The sequence below is a fragment of the Paraglaciecola sp. genome, assembly GCF_051252315.1.
GTDB lineage: Bacteria > Pseudomonadota > Gammaproteobacteria > Enterobacterales > Alteromonadaceae > Paraglaciecola.
Genome location: NZ_JBPOFP010000099.1, coordinates 1 through 17,764, shown reverse-complemented (window position 1 = coordinate 17,764; position 17,764 = coordinate 1). Strand labels below are relative to the sequence as shown.

Below are 17,764 nucleotides of genomic sequence, written 5' to 3'. Positions count from 1 at the left end.
ACAAGTGGGGGCTGATGATTTTATTGCAAAATTCCATCCTGATGAACTGGCTTCTTCTGTGCAAAAGTGGTTTGGGAACGACTAATTTAATTGAGTCACAAGGCAATATTGCCTTGTAATAATGGATAGAATACCAAGAGGTATTCTGCACTTAGTAACTAGAGAATTATAAGTGACAGTGGATGAAATAGGAGTCAAACAATATCAATTGTTTCGCCAGTTTTTGGAACAAGCTTGCGGTATTGTTTTAGGTGAAAACAAACAATATTTAGTACGCAGTCGCTTATCACCTTTGGTTAAATCCATCGAAGGTGCTACGTTAAATAGTTACATCGACTCGGTGCTCTCAGGTAACCAAAGTACTCGTAGAGCTGCGATAGAAGTCATGACAACCAACGAAACCTTATGGTTTCGAGATAATTATCCCTTTAAGCTTTTAGAAAAAGAAATCCTGCCTAAGTTAATAGAAAAAAAACGTTCTAATAGAATCGCACCAATTCGAGTTTGGTCCGCTGCTTGTTCTTCTGGTCAGGAAGCTTATTCTATTGGCATGACTTGGTTAAATTTAAAAAAGCTTAATAAAACACCGATAAATGTGGAAATTATTGGTACTGATATTTCTAACGAAATGTTGCAACACTGCCAAGCTGCCGAATATGACCAGTTAGCTATTTCAAGGGGATTACCTGCTCAATGTCAAAATGACTATTTTGAATCCATAGAAGGTAATAAATTGAGGGTAAAACCAGAGCTTAAAAGATTAGCGCAATTTAGGCCAATCAATTTATTAGCTAGCTACTCGTCTTTGGGACTGTTTGATGTGGTTTTTTGTCGAAATGTATTAATTTACTTTTCAGCTGAGGTAAAAAAACAAATACTGCAAAAGATTGCCGCTTCCCTGCAAGAAGGTGGCATATTATTCTTAGGTGCTTCGGAATCAATCTCTGATTTGACTGATGAATTTTCTATGGTGCGCGGCAGTTTAGGCCTGTATTACCAAAAAAAGCCACAATAACCTCCTTTATTTAGCCAATACCTACTCGTTGGCATAGCCTTTGCTTTTATATTCTCCATAACGAGGAGATAAGTACATGGCAATTAGCTTAGACAAATTGATGGGCTTCCATCACAAAGCATTACAAGTTCGTACAGAGCGGATGGAAGTGATCGCTGGAAACCTTGCTAATGCTGACACTCCTGGATACAAAGCACGTGATATAGATTTTCAAAAAGTCATGCAAAGTGCTCAATACGCACGAAACCATAATTTAACCCGTACCAATGAGAACCATATTAAAGGTTCAATGAAAGGTATAGGTGAATTGCAATACCGTATCCCTCATCAGCCTGATACTGGAGATGGTAATACTGTTGATGTACAGATTGAACGTAATACCTTTTTAGATAACGGTTTACGATATCAGGCCGGTATGGAATTTTTAAATGGGAAAATTAAAGGCATGAAGAAAGCACTCAAAGGAGGGCAAGGTTAATGAGCTTATTTAATGTAATGGATATTGCTAGTACAGGTATGAGTGCACAAAGTGTTCGCCTGAATACTACTGCCAGTAATGTAGCTAATGCGAACAGTGTGAGCAGCAGTTATGACGCAACTTATAAAGCTCGCCATCCAGTATTTGCCGCTGCTTTACAAAATGCTTCACAAGAAAAAGGATCCGGTACTGGTGTCAACGTATTGGGGATAGTTGAAAGTTCTAAACCATTACAAATTGAATACAGTCCAGGCCACCCAATGGCCGACGAGAATGGTTACATATACAAACCTAATGTGAATATCGTAGAAGAAATGGCAGATATGATGTCGGCTTCAAAAGCCTACGAAACCAATGTGCAAGTGGCTGATACTACTAAACGTATTTTTAGACGTGTACTTAGACTGGGTCAAGGTCAATAAGTAGTCTGATGATTAGTGTAAACGAGTTAGAGGAATTATTGTGGATACTGTAAATAACGGTTTAAACAGCAAATTATATTGGCAAGAAGAAACCACGCCGGTGGCTGATGATAGTAACCAAAAGTTATCACAGGAAGATTTTTTCTCACTCTTAACTGAACAGCTTGCTAATCAAGACCCAACCAAACCAGTTGATAACGATCAAATGGTGGCGCAAATGACAAGTTTTACTATGGCCGATGGTATCGAGCAGCTGAATACTAAATTTTCTGACTTTGCTACTTCTATGACCTCTAATCAAGCTTTGCAGGCTTCAAGTTTGATTGGTCAACAAGTGTTACTGCAAGGTGACGTTGCTTATATGAATGGTTCTGGACAAGGGGTGTCAGGGGTTGTTATCAATCAAGAAACGGTGCAAGAGCTCGAAATTACTATTCAAACTGAAGCCGGTGAAATTGTAAGAACTATAAACGCAGGCACCAAAGGTGCAGGTAATATCGAATTTAACTGGGACGGCACAGATGCAAACGGCAATCAAATGCCGCCCGGCAATTATGTAGTACAAGCCCAAGGCAAAGTAGGGGGAGAATCTCAAATTATCCCTACCGCAGTAAACAGGCATGTAGACAGTGTAAGTTTAGCGGCGAGTAGCCAAGGTATTATTCTTAATTTGAATGGCAACGTTAGTGTCACACTAGACGATGTTATTCAAATCGGTGGTTAACAGGAGAAAAAAGTATGTCTTTTAATATTGCATTAAGTGGTGTGTCAGCCGCTCAAAAAGACCTAGATACAACAGCAAACAATATTGCTAACGTAAATACGGTTGGTTTTAAAGAATCCCGTGCTGAGTTCGGTGATGTTTACGCTCAATCACTGTTAGCCAGCGGCAAAACTAAAGTCGGTGATGGTGTGACAACACAAGAAGTTGCACAGCAGTTTTCTCAAGGTAGTTTACAATTCACCAATAATGCTTTGGATTTAGCCATTACTGGTAACGGTTTTTTTGGTACGGTGCCTGAGCTTGAATCAAGAGATTTCTCTTTTACACGTGCTGGCCAGTTTAAATTAAACTCCGAAAACTTTGTGGTCAACTCTAATGGTGATCATTTACTCGGTTTCCCAGTTAACTCTGATGGTAGCTCATCGTCGGTGGCCTTGAGTACAACTGTTCCTGTACGTATTCCTGATTCGTCAGGCTCTCCTACGCCCACTTCTGAAGTTAAGTTGAAAATGAATTTACCTGCTGGTGCGGATGCTAAAGACCTTGCGTTATTTGATCCGCAAGATCCTTTAACCTATAACGCAGCAACCTCAGTTACGGTATTTGATACATTAGGTGACAGTCATGTAATGACTTATTACTTTGTCAAAGATGCCGCTGCTGCTGCTGCCACTCCGAAACGTAATGAATGGGTATCTGTTACCTATATGGACGATCAACCACTTGATGTAGCAGATACAGGTACTGGATTAAGACCTGCTGCAGGCAATGCTACGGCAGCAGTTGCCCCTGCAACAACCAACAACTTTTTGGGTGGAACATCTTTAGGTGCCGCTAACGCGGTAGCGGGTTACAGAATGTTTTTCTCAAGCGGTGGTGATTTTACTTCAATGCAGGATTCCCAAGGTACAGCTACTGCACTAGGTGATGTAACCTCTGTGCAAATCGGTGGTGGTATTTTAACAAACGGTTCAGATCCAGCTCAAACAATTACTACTAACTTTAATTTAGATGTGGCTAATGCTACGGCTAATGAACCTACTCAGTTTGCTTCTAACTTTGAAGTGACTTCGTTAGAACAAGACGGTTTAGCGGTTGGACGATTAACTGGTATAGAGATAGGTCCAGATGGTTTAGTACGTGCTACATATTCAAATGGTACCTCTGAGCCTATCGTAAGAGTTGCGTTAATTCGATTTGCCAATGACCAAGGTTTAACCCAGCAAAGTAGTACTCAATGGCAAGAAAGTATTTTATCTGGTGAAGCCTTAGCGGGTGAAGCGACGACTGGTACTTATGGTGATATTAACTCTTCGTCACTTGAGCAAGCGAATGTGAATTTAACTACTGAGTTAATTGACATGATTATCGCCCAGCGAAACTTCCAAGCGAACTCGAGAGCTCTTGAAGTGAATAATCAGTTGAATCAAACGGTATTGAATATTCGATAATTATTAATTTAATGTCAAAAGGCTGCTTTTTGCAGCCTTTTTTGTTTTTTTTCAATTACTTATATTAACTACTCGTTAGTCCTCCCTCAGTCAGAAAAAGTTCCTAAATCCACCAGTTATCAATGGCACCTTAATTGCATTTAAATAAATTAAGTCTCACTAATGTCAAGAATCAGTCATGGATAAGTTGCTTTATATTGCCGCAAGTGGTGCCAAACAAGATTTACTTGGTACATCTGTTAGAGCAAATAACCTAGCCAATACACAAACTACAGGTTTTAAAGCGTTGTTAGAGCAAACTCGAGCGATGCCGGCTTTTGGTGACGGACTACCAACACGTGTATTTTCCATGACAGAAAGCCCTGTAAATAATTATGCAGGCGGTGCCATGATAAAAACTGACCGTGAGTTAGATTTAGCCATTCAAGGTGAAGGTTGGTTTTCGGTCCAAGATGCCGACGGTAACGAAGCCTATAGTCGTAACGGTAGTATGCAGTTAGGTGCCAATGGTGAATTAAAAGATTCTCACGGTAATACCATTATTGGTGATTTTGGCCCAGTTTTTTTGCCTATTCCTTTATCTAATATTGATATTGCTTCAGACGGAACCTTATCGGTTCGGCCTCAAGGCGCACCTGAAACGGTTTTGGAAGAAGTGGGACGATTAAAACTGGTTAACCCAGATGTGAAGAACATGCTCCGCGGTGATGATGGTTTATTTCGTTTAAAAAGTGGTGACCAAGCTGCAGAGGACCCGCTAGTGACGGTTCGAACTGGCGTGTTAGAAGGTAGTAATGTGAACCCAGTTGAAGAAATGGTCAGTATGATCAGTTTGCAACGACATTATGAAATGCAAGTTAAATTAATGAAAAAGGCTGAAAGATTAGATCAGCGTGGTAACCAGCTACTAAGAATTATCTAAGTTTGATTAGTTAGATTTAATTAAAGAAATTTTAGGAGAAACATATGCACCCAGCTCTGTGGATTAGTAAAACAGGCTTAGATGCGGCTCAAACCGATGTTGCAGTGATATCGAATAATTTAGCCAATGCCAGTACGGTTGGTTTTAAAAAAGACCGTGCTATTTTCGAAGATCTTTTATATCAAAATATTAACCAGCCAGGAGGGCGGTCTTCGGCTGATACTGAGTTACCTTCAGGTTTGATGTTAGGTGCGGGTAGTAAAGTAGTGGCCACGCAAAAATCCCATACTCAAGGCAATATGTTAACTACGGAGAACTCATTGGATATGTTGGTTCAAGGCCGCGGTTTTTTTGAGGTCTTACAACCTGATGGCTCCTTAGCTTATACCCGAAATGGCCAGTTTACCTTAAATGATCAAGGGCAATTGGTCACGCCAGGTGCAGGTTTTTTATTACAGCCAGTTATCACTGTACCTGAAGATGCTCAGCAAATTACCATCTCCCAAGATGGTGAAGTGTCAGCTTCAATTCGAGGTCAGGCAGAGCCAGCAGTTCTAGGTCAAATTAATGTATCTGATTTTATTAATGCCACGGGTTTACAACCGATTGGGCAGAATATGTACGTTGAAACAGCTGTAAGTGGTGCACCTTTGCAAGGAGTACCTGGGTTACAAGGCTTAGGCACAATTGTGCAAGGCGCCCTTGAAACTTCAAATGTGAATGTAACTGAAGAGTTGGTCAATCTAATTGAAAGCCAACGTTTATACGAAATGAACTCAAAAGTGATTTCTTCTGTGGATCAAATGTTAGGGCAGGTTATCCAGCAACTGTAGTGGGAATGTAATTGTGTTTGTAACAAAAGTAGGTCGATTAATTATGTGTCGTTTAAATGTACTAAAAGTGATCGTATTAAGTCTTGTAATAGCTTTGACTACCGGCTGTCAATCTACCTCGGTACAAACTCCGTTACCAAACGATCCTTTTTATGCACCGATCCTACCAGAAATGCCGCGGCAAAAAGTTGCCCAAGATGGTTCTATTTTCCAAGTCGATATGGCGAACAGTTTGTATTCAGATGTAAAAGCCCGTCGAGTAGGCGATATTATTACTGTCACTCTACGAGAGAGTACGCAAGCAACTAAGTCAGTTGGAACGTCTAGATCTAAGGCATCAGAAGTGGAGTTGAATCCAATTGTTGGCTTAGGTGGTAACGTGTTAAATGTTGGGAATGAGTCTATCCAATTAGGTATGGATTCATCAAAAGATTTTTCGGGTGACTCGTCGGCTAACCAAAGCAATAACTTGTTTGGCAGCATCTCAGTTACAGTGGTTCAAGTATTACCCAATCAAAATTTGTTAGTGCGTGGTGAAAAATGGTTAACCCTAAATAACGGGGATGAATATATTCGTTTAACTGGGGTTGTTCGCCCTGCAGATGTGAGTCCGGCAAATGAAATAACCTCTACTAAAATTGCTAATGCTAGAATTCAATATAGCGGTACAGGTGATTTTGCATCTACTCAAAAAGAAGGGTGGTTAAGTGGTTTTTTTTCATCTGAATACTGGCCATTCTAGGAGAGTGATATGAAAAAAATGATAAGTTTATTTATTTTTTGCAGCTTAGTTTTGTCTCCGTTAGGTGCTGCACAAAGAATTAAAGATCTTGCTTCGGTTCAAGGGGTAAGAAGTAACCAATTAGTGGGATATGGCCTTGTTGTTGGTTTGCCTGGAACGGGAGAGCAAAGTCCTTTCACTGAACAAAGTTTTCGGACTATGTTGTCAAATTTCGGTATTAGTCTCGCAAGTGGACTCAAACCAAAAATTAAAAATGTTGCGGCAGTGGCTGTGCATGCAGAGTTGCCACCTTTTGTTAAACCAGGGCAAACAATTGACGTAACAGTATCTTCTATTGGTGAGGCCGCCAGTTTGCAAGGTGGCACCTTAATTCAAACTTTTCTAAAAGGCCTAGATGGTAATATTTATGCGGTCGCCCAAGGCAGTTTAGTGGTTAGTGGTTTTGGTGCTGAAGGTGGAGACGGTTCAAAAATAGTCATAAATACTCCTACCGTAGGACGCATTGCCAATGGTGCCTTAGTGGAACGAGCAGTTAAAAGCGGTTTCATGCAAAACGACTATTTAACTCTGAATCTTAAGTACCCAGATTTTTCTACTGCAAAAATATTAGCCGATACAATTAATCGTCGATTAGGTGCAGATCCTGACAAAGGGTATAGCATAGCAACACCCATTGATGCAGCTTCTGTAAGAGTGACAGCCCCAAGAGAAGTGGGCCAAAGGGTTGGTTTCTTGGCGACATTAGAAAATTTTGAATTTACCCCAGCTAAAGCAGCTGCGCGCGTTGTTATAAATAGTAGAACCGGCACTATAGTGATAGGGCAAGATGTGCGTTTGTTACCTGCTGCAATCACCCATGGTGGATTGACTGTCACCATTGCAGAAAATCAAACGGTGACTCAGCCTAATGCGTTGGCGGATGGTGAGACAGTTGTATCTACCCAATCGATTGTGGATGTAAATTTAGATGACACTCGATTATTTAAATTTGACCCAGGTGTGACCTTAGATCAATTGGTTAGAGCCGTGAACGAAGTCGGCGCTGCTCCAGGTGATTTGATGGCTATTTTAGAAGCATTGCGTGAAGCGGGTGCGCTGCAAGGCGAGCTGGTAGTGATTTAGGCATCTATGATGGAAAATTCTATAAATACTCAAAGTCAGCTTGAATTATCGAGAAACGCTAACGATATACAAGGCTTAGACTTACTTAGGCAGGCTGCAAAAAATGGTGATAAAAAAGCTCTAGAAGAAGCGGCAAAACAGTTCGAGGGCATTTTTGTACAAATGATGCTTAAATCCATGCGTAAAGCTCAAGATGTCATGGCAGATAAAGACAGTCCGTTCAACTCTGAACAAGTAAAGTTTTATCGAGACATGCACGATAAGCAGCTTTCAAACGATTTATCTGACAATGGCAGCATTGGATTGGCTGATATTATTGTTCGCCAATTAGGGCAGTTAGGAGATGGTTACATGCCATCTAGTGCGATGCGTAGTGACGGAAACCTTTCGAGTTTGAATCGTAATGCCATTAGAAGTACCGAATCCGCGCAACAAAATATTCTTTCGAAAGATGAAATTAATACCTTTTCTTCTTTCAAATCTGCAGCATTTACAGACGCTCAAGCTTTTATTGAACAATTGTATCCAGTTGCTCAGCAAGCTGCTAAACAACTGGGAATAGATCCAAAAGCATTACTTGCTCAAGCCGCCGTAGAAACTGGCTGGGGCAAACACATGATCCATACGACTGATGGACAAAATTCTCATAATCTATTCGGTATCAAAGCCGACCGCAGATGGCAAGGTGATAGAGCAATAGTAGATACATTAGAAGTTGAAAAAGGTGTAGCTAAGACTCAAAAAGCGCCATTCAGAGTGTATGAAAATTTCAATGATTCTATGCAAGATTATGTCAAATTTGTTCAGCAAAACCCTAGGTATGAAAACGCAGTTAAACAATCTAATCAATCTCAAAATTATTTTTCTGAATTACAACAAGCTGGATATGCCACAGACCCAGACTATGCAAAAAAAGTAATTTCGGTACTTGAAGGTGAACGATTCAGGAAATATTTACCATGAATTTGCATTCAAGTAGATGTTGTTGGGAGAGTAACTCATGATCCCGAATAAAAATGACTTATCTAGAAACGCTAGTTTATTTTCTATTGCGCGCAGTGGCGTGGACGCAAGTAATCAATTACTTAGAACCACAGGTCATAACATAGCTAATGTGAATACTGAGGGATATGTTCGCGAAAGAACCATGTTTCAAAGCCAAGCTACCGGAGGGGTTGGCCAAGGTTCTACTGAAAGAGTCATTAATACTTTTGCGCAAAACCAGCTTAGGCGAGATACCACTATGCATAGTGAGTTTGAAACCTATTATCAAAAAACGTCAGTTTTGGATAATGTGTTTGCTAGTGAGGCCAATAGTATTTCCAAAAGTATGAGCCGTTTTTTTGGCTCCATGCAAACTTCGACTGATGATCCAACTAGCATAGCTGCAAGGCAGTTGGTTTTAGGTGAAGCTGAATCTTTAATGGGGCAAATTAGTACGGTAACAGGGTTCTTGCGAGAGAAAGAGCAAGAGTTAAATATTGAAGTCACTACTAATATTAATAAAGTAAATAGCTTAATCAACTCCATTGGTGAGTTAAATGAAGCAATTAGAACCAATCAGTCGAATAATTTATTTGATGAGCCTGGCACATTAAAAAACCAACGTGATAATGCCATTTTAGAACTCTCTAGTTTGTTATCAATTGAGACTAGGGTCGATCCAACAGATACTGGCGGATTACTTGTTAACCTAACCTCTGGTGAGTCATTAGTTTTACAAGATGGATCGTTAAATTTATTTGAAGTGAATAATGACGCCGACCAAAATTATAAATCTCTAAGGTTAACAAGTAATGGTAAACCCACCACACTTAATTTAACGGAAACAAACTTAGGCGGGGCTATAGGTGGATTATTCCGTTATCGAGATGAAGTATTAGAAACCAGCCGCAGAGATTTAGGCCAAGTGGCATTAGCGGTAACTGAGTCACTTAATACTCAAAATAGATTAGGGATGGATTTTGATGGTCAACTAGGGGGAGATATATTCACCCTTCCCGATATTACTGGTTTGGAGCATCCAGACAATGTCGGTACTGTTGGTGTGGTGACAGGGCGGATAACCCAAGGTGCGGCAGGACAAATAACCAGCGCTGATTATGAAGTGACTATTAATACCATTACAGCTGGCGCACCACCTACACTAGATGTAACTGTGGCAGCTATTAATCCCGATGGTTCAGCTGTTTTGGATGTGAATGGCAATCCTATTAGCCAAAACTATCCAGCGTTAGACGCTGCAGGTGGAACTTTTACACCTGTCATTGGTGGCTTGGAGCTGGAATTCTCAGCAGGAGCAGCGTACACAGCTGGTGACAAGTATATATTACAACCGACTAAGAATTCGGCTGACCGGATTGAAGTGTCAATGACACGACCTGAAGATTTAGCTTTGGCTTCTCCTATTCATGCAGAAGGCGACATTAACAATTTAGGGGATGCAAAGGTTATCTCCACTACAGTCACCAATACTTTTATTGATAACACTTTCGCTGACACCAGAGCTTCAGGTTTTGACAATGCTGGTGGAATTCATGGGCCAGGTGCTTCTCCAACTGGTGGCGGTGGAGTTGGCGCCCCAGCAGAAATTTTGTTTACCGCTGCAGATACCTATCAAGTATTAGACAGCGCAGGGACTGTCATCACAACGGTGACAGGCACAACAGACTTTAACAATATGTTGGCTCAGGCTGAAGCATCGGGCGCCGCACCAGCTTGGCCTGCAGCATTTTCTGCTATGGATGATTATCCGGGGTATGACTTATCAATTCAGGGTGTACCTAAGGCGGGGGATAGTTTTGGTATCGGTTTCAACACAGACGGGTTAAACGATAACAGGAATGCTTTAAGTTTATCTGATTTACAAAATCAGAACATCATGCAACTGAATAATAGTGGTTCAGGAGAGCCTGTTAGTTTTCACGAAGCTTATGCAAACATAGTAAGTGACATAGGCCAAAAATCTTCTAGTGCAGATATTTCCTTACAAGCAGCAGCTGCTTTAAAAACACAATCTAAAGATTGGTTCGATTCAGTATCAGGCGTGAGTTTAGATGAAGAGGCGGCAAACTTAGTCAGATTTCAACAATCTTATTCCGCCGCAGCTAGATTACTTGGTACCGCGCAAGATTTGTTTAATACCATTCTTGGTGTCGTTAGATAATGCTCATAGGTAAGGTTTAAATATGCGAATTTCAACTGGACAATTATACGATCGAAGTGTGCAAGCTGTGTTAGAAAACCAAGGTGACCTATCTGATATTCAGCAGCAACTTTCCTCAGGTAAAAAGTTATTACGTCCTTCGGATGACCCTGTTGGCGCTGCACAAGTAATACGTTTAACAGAAGAGATTGACCTAATTGGTCAATACAAAAAAAATAGCAATTTGTTAACTAACAGTTTAGAGCAAGAAGAAACGGTTCTAAAAAGTATAGATACGGCAATGAATCGAGCTAGAGTGTTAATGATTCAATCTGGTAATGGTATTGTAGGTGAACAAGATAGAGTGGCCATTGGTATTGAAATAGGGCAGATCCGAGATCAAATTTTTGACTTGATGAACAGTCAAAATGCTGCTGGTGAGTATATCTTTGCAGGTTTTAAATCAGCATCTCCTGCATTTTCTTATAACCCCAGCGCCACTGGCAATAAGTATAGTTTTGAAGGTGACTCAGGCGAGAACAAAGTTCAAATATCGAATACCGTAAAAGTACAGATGAACAATTCAGGTAAAGATGTATTTGAAGATATATTAGCTCGCTCAAAAGCAACCTTAACAGGCTCTGTGGGCGCGACTTCAGCAAGCTTAGATATTACTCAACAATCTAAATTTGACCAGTTCCACTCCGCTAATTACGACGCTGTTACCCCAGCTAATAATCAATTTAGAGTGACTATTTTGTCAGCTACTCAAGCTCAAATTACTAATGTCGGCACAGGAGCTGTGTTAGATACTGTGAGTTTCTCCAGTGGCACGCCATTTTTGTATAATGGTTTAGAAATTGATATTGAAGGAACAACGGGTAACACCATGGACTTTCAGCTTGAAACACCTCAAAAACATAATATAGCCGAAACCCTTAATAATTTTGTCACTGCCTTAAATAATGGCTCATTATCTGATGGTGGTTTTAAAGAAGCTTTAGAAGATGCCTTAGCGGGCACTGATAATGCATTAGTCGGCGTAGCAAATGGTATATCTGAAATTGGTGGTCGCGGAAATATTACTGATGCGGTATTTGCCTCAAACCTAGATTTGGAAATTGCTAATAAATCAGCCCGTTCGAATATCGAAGAGGTTGATTATGCAGAAGCCGTATCAGAACTTAGTCGGCAAGAAGCCGCTTTGCAAGCTGCACAAGCCACCTTTAGCAAGGTGACGGGTGTTTCACTTTTTGATTTTATACGTTAAGTTTCAGCCGGGGTAGTTGAGGCAGTATTGGCAGTCGCCAAAATTAAGTCTTTCACATCTAATTTGGTCAGGTAAACACAGGTTTTATTGCCTTCATGGGTCGAATAATAACTGATATATAGAGCATCATTTTTTAATACTAAACCAGGATAACTATTGTCACCTGCAGAAGGTAAAACTTTTACTAGTGTTAGTTTTGGTGTGTTTTTCGATAATGACTTAATATCTAAACTAATTAATCCAGTCACTAATTTATTCCCTTGAACAATTCTACCGGCTATGAGCAAGGTGGTTTCATTTAGCCTTAACATGACTGGCCCACCTATATAGATTTTTAAATCTAACCAAATCCATTTTTTGAAAGGTGTTTGGCTAATGCCAAGTTGGGCAGAATAAGTATCGGCATCTCTTCTGATCAGGGCATAGGCAGTATCATTAATAAAAACCATATCACTTTCATTTGGATAACCCTTTTTATCTTTAGTCAAACTAAGGCAAGAAGCTTGATGTAAATGAAAGCTTCTTTTGGGATCACCTTTAAATAGATTAATGGCATTGGCTTTTCTGTTATAAGAAAAACCATAAGCGGTATTTTTATGCCAATTGATGCGCCATAACCACCATCCTTTATCTGCAAGCTGTGACATTGAAGACCAGCTTTCGCCGGTTTGTGATACCCAACATAGGTTTACGCTAGACAGTGTTTTGTTTTCTGCATTGGTCAATCTGGCATAGGCGAGCAACATCAAGTTACCCTGTGGAGTGATGCTTAGCTTAGGATCTCTTAAATCCGTATCTGGAAGTTTAATTTTGAGACTGTTTAATGATTTTCCTTCAAAGTCTAAAGAGATGATCCTGATAGCCCCATCTGCACTAACATGGTTTTGAGCTTCTCTGTAACAACAAAAAAGTTGATTGTTAAATTCACATAAATCCGTAAAAGCATTGTGAATTCCTTTAAAACCTATTTTTTTAGTCCAATTGATGTGCATTTTTCAATCTTTTTTTAAAATCTTAACCCATTGAAACTCAAGTAAATAATAATTTCAATGGGGCAAAATGATGCCGCTTTTTATGAATGACGGCAATTTTTGTTAAAGGGATTTTTAAAAGGGTCGATAAATTTTCTGAGAGAGCCAGTAATGATGAGTTTTAAAATATCAAAACCATCATTCTATTAGTGTTATTTAACCAACTGAATAATGATTAGCATTATTCGGTCGCCAGCTTCGTCTGGACTGAGAGTGTAGGAGAATACCCATGGGTTTATTCGTAAATACCAATGTTTCATCGTTGAACGCGCAACGTCAGTTGTTCGATTCAGCCACATCTTTAAATACTTCGTTTGAACGTTTGTCTTCAGGTTTCCGTATCAACCGTGCTGCAGATGATGCTGCAGGTTTACAGATCACCGACAGATTAACCACTCAAGTACAAGGTCTAAATCAGGCCGCACGTAATGCCAATGACGCTATTTCATTGACGCAAACTGCTGAAGGAGCGTTAGGTGAAGTAACAAATGCCTTACAACGTATCCGTACTTTGGCGGTTCAATCACAAAACGGCATTAACTCTTCTGCAGATCGTACAGCACTGCAAAAAGAAGTGACCGCGCTTAAAAACGAAATTAGCCGAATAGCTTCAGATTCACAGTTTGCTGATCTAGATATTCTACAAGGGACTTTTTCTGCAAAATTCCTTGTAGGTGCTAATGGTGGACAAACTATTAGTGTGAATATTTCACGTTCAGGTGGATTTGGTGCTTCCGGTTTAAATGTAGGGGATACAACTGTTGCTACTACTGAAGGTGCTTCTGCCGCTTTAACCGCTGTATCTGAAGCTATTTCTACTATAGGTGGCGTACGAGCTGATTTAGGTGCATTACAAAATCGTTTCCAATCAACTATTCGTAACCTAACGAATATTTCAGAAAACGTAGCAGGTGCACGTTCACGTATCAAAGATACTGATTTTGCTTCTGAAACGGCTGAATTGACTCGTAATCAGATTGTGCAACAAGCAAGTTTGACCGTTTTAAGTCAAGCAAATCAGCGTCCACAATCGGCTCTATCTTTACTAGGTTAATAAATTAAGGTTGGGTCTGATGTTCAAAATCCAACCCATATTTAACCTAGGTTTCGAGACCCTTCATCTGTTTAGGGCTTAGGGGCCAGGAGGTAGTGAACCAGGTAACAAGAATTGAGCAGGTGAGTGTTTCGCTCACACTCTCTTTAAAAAGAGCCCAAAGCCGGATTTTTCCGGCTTTTTTTTGTGAGCTAACTCATTGAAATTAAAGCATATTAAAAATTGGTGTTATTTTTCACTAAAGGATTTTTGCTACCTGAACGATAGATAAGCATAGACGTTACGCAACCAATAAAAATAATAAGCGAACGACTGAACAGAGATCGAATAAAAATAAAAGCAAGATCCTGTTACCGCTGAGGCAGCTAATAAAAATAATAGCCCGCGGAATGTTTATCAAATCGTTAGGAGAAAGAAAATGGGCTTATTCGTTAACACGAATGTCTCGTCGTTGAATGCTACACGTCAGTTATTCAACTCAGGCAGCAATTTAAGTACTGCATTCGAAAGATTGTCATCAGGTTTCAGAATTAACGGAGCGAAAGATGACGCTGCAGGATTACAAATATCTAACCGTCTAACCACCCAAGTATTAGGTCTAAATCAGGCCGTACGTAATGCAAATGATGCGATTTCTTTGTCGCAAACCATTGAAGGGGCGTTGGCAGAAACAACCACTGCTTTACAAAGAATACGCGTCTTAGCCGTACAAGCACAAAACGGTATTAATGGCTCTGCAGATAGAACAGCTCTGCAAAAAGAAGTCACCGCACTTAAAGAAGAAATCAGTCGTATTGCCTCTACTTCACAGTTTGGTGGTGTCGATATATTAAGTGGTAGTTATTCTTCAGCGTTTTTAGTCGGTGCAAATGCCGGTCAAACCATTAGTGTCAATGTATCAAGAGTAGGTGGTTATGGAGCCTCTGGGTTGGGTATTGCTGCAGCCACAGTAGCTGACGTAGCAGGTGCTTCAGCGGTAATGACTTCAGTATCTGATGCCATATCGATTATTGATGCTAAACGAGCTGACTTAGGTGCATTACAAAATAGATTTCAATCTACTATTCGAAACCTCAGCAGTATTTCAGAGAATGTATCAGCGGCAAGAAGTCGTATCAGAGATACTGATTTTGCCGTAGAAACGGCAGAGTTAACCCGTTGGCAGATTGTGCAACAAGCGAGTACTACTGTTCTTGGACAAGCGAATCAACGTCCACAAGCAGCATTGTCTTTACTACAGTAATATTCGTTGGCAGTTAATGTAGTAGCTTCGAATGATTAGTAGGCAGTAGATAGGAAATAGTAGACAGGGATAGTTTGAAAGTGAAAGGTAAATTGTATGAAAAATAGTGTTGAGCATATGCGGGGGCAGGCTGCAACAGAAAAACGAGGATGAATGTTTAATTATCTAGGTTTTTTAATGAATTAAAGATAGTTAAATAAGAAAACGGTCGAATTGCAAATTGTGGGGGCAGGCTGCAATCGACCGAGGATACTGACTTTATTAAGTTGTTTAAACCTACTTTGAGCTAATTCAGAGTGAGTTTGACGTTAATTTGACACCTAAAAGCCGAAGCTTTTTTGTGTAAATTGCTAACAGACAGAAGAGACGCCAGGAGGTAGTGAGGTATTGAGGTTAGGCCATCAATCCTGTCTGTCAGCTCGAGCTTACGCTCACACTTTTTTGCTTTGTATAGTGCTTGAAACACTTAACAAAATGCTAACCAGGGTACCAGCTAGCAATTAACTTAAAGCATGTTACGTGCCAAGTGCATTTAACAATGTAAATATTAATTTTAGCAACACCAATAAACGCTGACATTACAAATAAAAATATAAGTTAGTGCATGGTTAGGAGAGAAAAATGGGTTTATTCGTAAATACTAATGTCTCATCGTTAAATGCTTCTAGACAGCTATTTAACTCGGGCGGAAATTTAAGTACAGCATTTGAAAGATTGTCATCTGGTTTTAGGATCAATGGTGCAAAAGATGATGCTGCTGGATTGCAGATTTCGAACAGATTGACCACTCAGGTATTGGGTCTTAATCAAGCCGTACGAAATGCAAATGATGCTATATCGTTATCGCAGACCATTGAAGGGGCGTTAGGTGAAACAACAACGGCACTTCAACGGATCCGAGTGTTAGCGGTTCAAGCACAAAACGGGATTAATGGTTCTTCTGATAGAACAGCACTTCAAAAAGAAGTCACGGCACTAAAAAATGAAATAAGCCGTATAGCGTCAACCACTCAATTTGGGGGAGTAGATGTGTTAACCGGCGGTTACTCATCTCGTTTCTTAGTGGGGGCAAATGCGGGGCAGTTCATCAGCGTAAACGTATCTCGTTCGGGCGGTTTTGGAGCGAGTGGTTTAGCGGTAGGTGATGTTACTGTTGCCAATGTAGAAGGCGCATCATCTGCGATGACGGCTGTATCGGAAGCGATATCGATAATTGATGCTAAACGAGCTGATTTAGGTGCATTGCAAAATAGGTTTCAGTCGACAATTCGAAACTTATCCAATATTTCGGAGAATGTTTCAGCGGCACGAAGTCGTATACGGGATACTGATTTTGCCGTAGAAACGGCAGAGTTGACCCGCTGGCAAATAGTACAGCAGGCAAGTACGACTGTATTGAGCCAGGCCAATCAAAGACCTCAAGCAGCATTGTCTTTGTTAGGTTAGCCATAAAGGTTTAGCTGTATGAAAAATAACAGCAAAGAAAACTAGAGGGTAGGAACTGAGAGGCCGACCTGAGTGACACAAAGGAATGTGTTACAAGTTGCCAGAGGAGGGCACTATTTTTCCGCTTTGCCGTGTATTTTATATTTTTAGGTGAAGAGGAATGCCAGTTTGCTCCAACTCCTAACGTGAGCAAGTTGGCCGGGAAATACCTTAGGGTATTTTCCCGGCCTTTTTTAAGGCCAAATATTTGAAAATAGAAAATAGAAAATAGAAAATAGAAATGAAAACGTCGACCAACAGAACTGAGAGTGTAGAAGTTTGGTTGAGAGGCCAGTATTCATCTCTAATTCCGCCAGTCGACTGAAACAGTATATGCTCAAAGACTGCCAATAAACAAACATGTTGGGCTGAAGCCCATAAAATAACGACAAGGTCGTTGTATTAACAAACAAGATTCAGCTTTAATTAGACTATACTTAATCGTATTGACTAATTAAAACGTCGACTAACAGGACTGAGAGTGTAGAAGTTTGGTTGAGAGGCCAGTATTCATCTCTAATCCCACCAGTCGACAGAAACCTTCTTTGCTCCATCTCCTAACGTGAGCAAGTTGGCCAGGTGTTTTCTTTATTAGAAAGCCCTGGCCTTTTTTCTTTACACAATCACACCAAGAAGTAGATTGTGTCTTGCAATATCTAAGCATACACCATGCCAGAAAATTAATTAATGCAAAATATTATGAAATTAAAGTTTCTTATTTATCTAGTTAATGTGGATTTTGCTTTTAGCAATTAGTCCAAATCAGCTGTTTTTGCTTCATTTAATCATTCGTATAAAATATTTCTAAATTTAAATAGGAATCTAAC

At 40.1% G+C, this 17,764-nt stretch carries 16 protein-coding genes; 15 read left to right on the top strand and 1 reads right to left on the bottom strand.

All coding sequences use genetic code 11. From position 1 onward, the window contains the following. Positions 1 to 172 precede the first annotated feature (172 nt). The 12 genes from ACSHXM_RS16645 (at position 173) to flgL (ending at position 12,124) form a co-directional block, all read left to right on the top strand. On the top strand, positions 173 to 1,015 hold the full coding sequence (locus ACSHXM_RS16645; RefSeq protein WP_435690537.1) for a CheR family methyltransferase: 843 nt from the start codon (positions 173 to 175) through the stop codon (positions 1,013 to 1,015). 76 nt (positions 1,016 to 1,091) lie between these two features. Then, positions 1,092 to 1,493, top strand: a complete 402-nt coding sequence (flgB, locus tag ACSHXM_RS16640; RefSeq protein ID WP_435690535.1) for a flagellar basal body rod protein FlgB — start codon at positions 1,092 to 1,094, stop codon at positions 1,491 to 1,493. Continuing rightward, positions 1,493 to 1,915, top strand: coding sequence for a flagellar basal body rod protein FlgC (gene flgC, locus ACSHXM_RS16635; RefSeq protein WP_435690533.1), 423 nt, complete (start codon positions 1,493 to 1,495; stop codon positions 1,913 to 1,915). The genes flgB and flgC overlap by 1 nt, the downstream gene beginning before the upstream one ends. Positions 1,916 to 1,955: 40 nt before the next feature. Beyond that, positions 1,956 to 2,639, top strand: a complete 684-nt coding sequence (locus ACSHXM_RS16630; RefSeq protein ID WP_435690531.1) for a flagellar hook assembly protein FlgD — start codon at positions 1,956 to 1,958, stop codon at positions 2,637 to 2,639. Positions 2,640 to 2,653: 14 nt separating this feature from the next. Continuing rightward, the gene (flgE, locus tag ACSHXM_RS16625; RefSeq protein WP_435690529.1) at positions 2,654 to 4,090 is read left to right on the top strand and encodes a flagellar hook protein FlgE; all 1,437 of its coding nucleotides are present in this window, start codon (positions 2,654 to 2,656) and stop codon (positions 4,088 to 4,090) included. A gap of 178 nt (positions 4,091 to 4,268) precedes the next feature. Continuing rightward, the gene (locus tag ACSHXM_RS16620; RefSeq protein WP_435690527.1) at positions 4,269 to 5,012 is read left to right on the top strand and encodes a flagellar basal body rod protein FlgF; all 744 of its coding nucleotides are present in this window, start codon (positions 4,269 to 4,271) and stop codon (positions 5,010 to 5,012) included. A 44-nt stretch (positions 5,013 to 5,056) separates the two neighbouring features. Next, complete coding sequence (gene flgG, locus ACSHXM_RS16615; RefSeq protein WP_235311790.1) at positions 5,057 to 5,845, top strand: flagellar basal-body rod protein FlgG; 789 nt, start codon at positions 5,057 to 5,059, stop codon at positions 5,843 to 5,845. Positions 5,846 to 5,888: 43 nt separating this feature from the next. Beyond that, positions 5,889 to 6,587: a flagellar basal body L-ring protein FlgH gene (gene flgH / locus ACSHXM_RS16610; RefSeq protein ID WP_435690539.1), complete on the top strand. Its 699-nt coding sequence runs from the start codon at positions 5,889 to 5,891 to the stop codon at positions 6,585 to 6,587. 9 nt (positions 6,588 to 6,596) lie between these two features. Then, positions 6,597 to 7,709, top strand: coding sequence for a flagellar basal body P-ring protein FlgI (locus ACSHXM_RS16605; RefSeq protein WP_435690524.1), 1,113 nt, complete (start codon positions 6,597 to 6,599; stop codon positions 7,707 to 7,709). Between the two features lie 9 nt (positions 7,710 to 7,718). Next, positions 7,719 to 8,672 carry a flagellar assembly peptidoglycan hydrolase FlgJ gene (gene flgJ / locus ACSHXM_RS16600; protein WP_435690522.1) on the top strand — a complete coding sequence of 318 codons (954 nt, stop codon included), beginning with the start codon at positions 7,719 to 7,721 and terminating at the stop codon, positions 8,670 to 8,672. A 37-nt stretch (positions 8,673 to 8,709) separates the two neighbouring features. Continuing rightward, a complete protein-coding gene (locus tag ACSHXM_RS16595) occupies positions 8,710 to 10,875 on the top strand; it encodes a FlgK family flagellar hook-associated protein (RefSeq protein WP_435690520.1) in 2,166 nt (721 codons plus the stop codon). 22 nt (positions 10,876 to 10,897) lie between these two features. Further along, positions 10,898 to 12,124, top strand: coding sequence for a flagellar hook-associated protein FlgL (flgL, locus tag ACSHXM_RS16590; protein ID WP_435690518.1), 1,227 nt, complete (start codon positions 10,898 to 10,900; stop codon positions 12,122 to 12,124). Here the strand turns inward: flgL and ACSHXM_RS16585 are convergent. Beyond that, positions 12,121 to 13,116 (bottom strand): hypothetical protein, encoded by a 996-nt coding sequence (locus ACSHXM_RS16585; RefSeq protein ID WP_435690516.1) that lies wholly within the window; start codon positions 13,114 to 13,116, stop codon positions 12,121 to 12,123. The two genes, flgL and ACSHXM_RS16585, sit on opposite strands and share 4 nt — an antisense overlap. Positions 13,117 to 13,384: 268 nt before the next feature. Here ACSHXM_RS16585 and ACSHXM_RS16580 point away from each other — a divergent pair, with 268 nt between their 5' ends. The 3 genes from ACSHXM_RS16580 to ACSHXM_RS16570 all read left to right on the top strand — a co-directional run bounded on the left by ACSHXM_RS16580 (position 13,385) and on the right by ACSHXM_RS16570 (position 16,898). Continuing rightward, positions 13,385 to 14,209 carry a flagellin gene (locus ACSHXM_RS16580; protein WP_435690514.1) on the top strand — a complete coding sequence of 275 codons (825 nt, stop codon included), beginning with the start codon at positions 13,385 to 13,387 and terminating at the stop codon, positions 14,207 to 14,209. A gap of 418 nt (positions 14,210 to 14,627) precedes the next feature. Next, a complete protein-coding gene (locus tag ACSHXM_RS16575; RefSeq protein ID WP_435690511.1) occupies positions 14,628 to 15,452 on the top strand; it encodes a flagellin in 825 nt (274 codons plus the stop codon). Positions 15,453 to 16,073: 621 nt separating this feature from the next. Continuing rightward, entirely contained in the window at positions 16,074 to 16,898 is an 825-nt protein-coding gene (locus ACSHXM_RS16570) for a flagellin (RefSeq protein WP_435690509.1), read from the top strand. Positions 16,899 to 17,764: the final 866 nt, after the last annotated feature.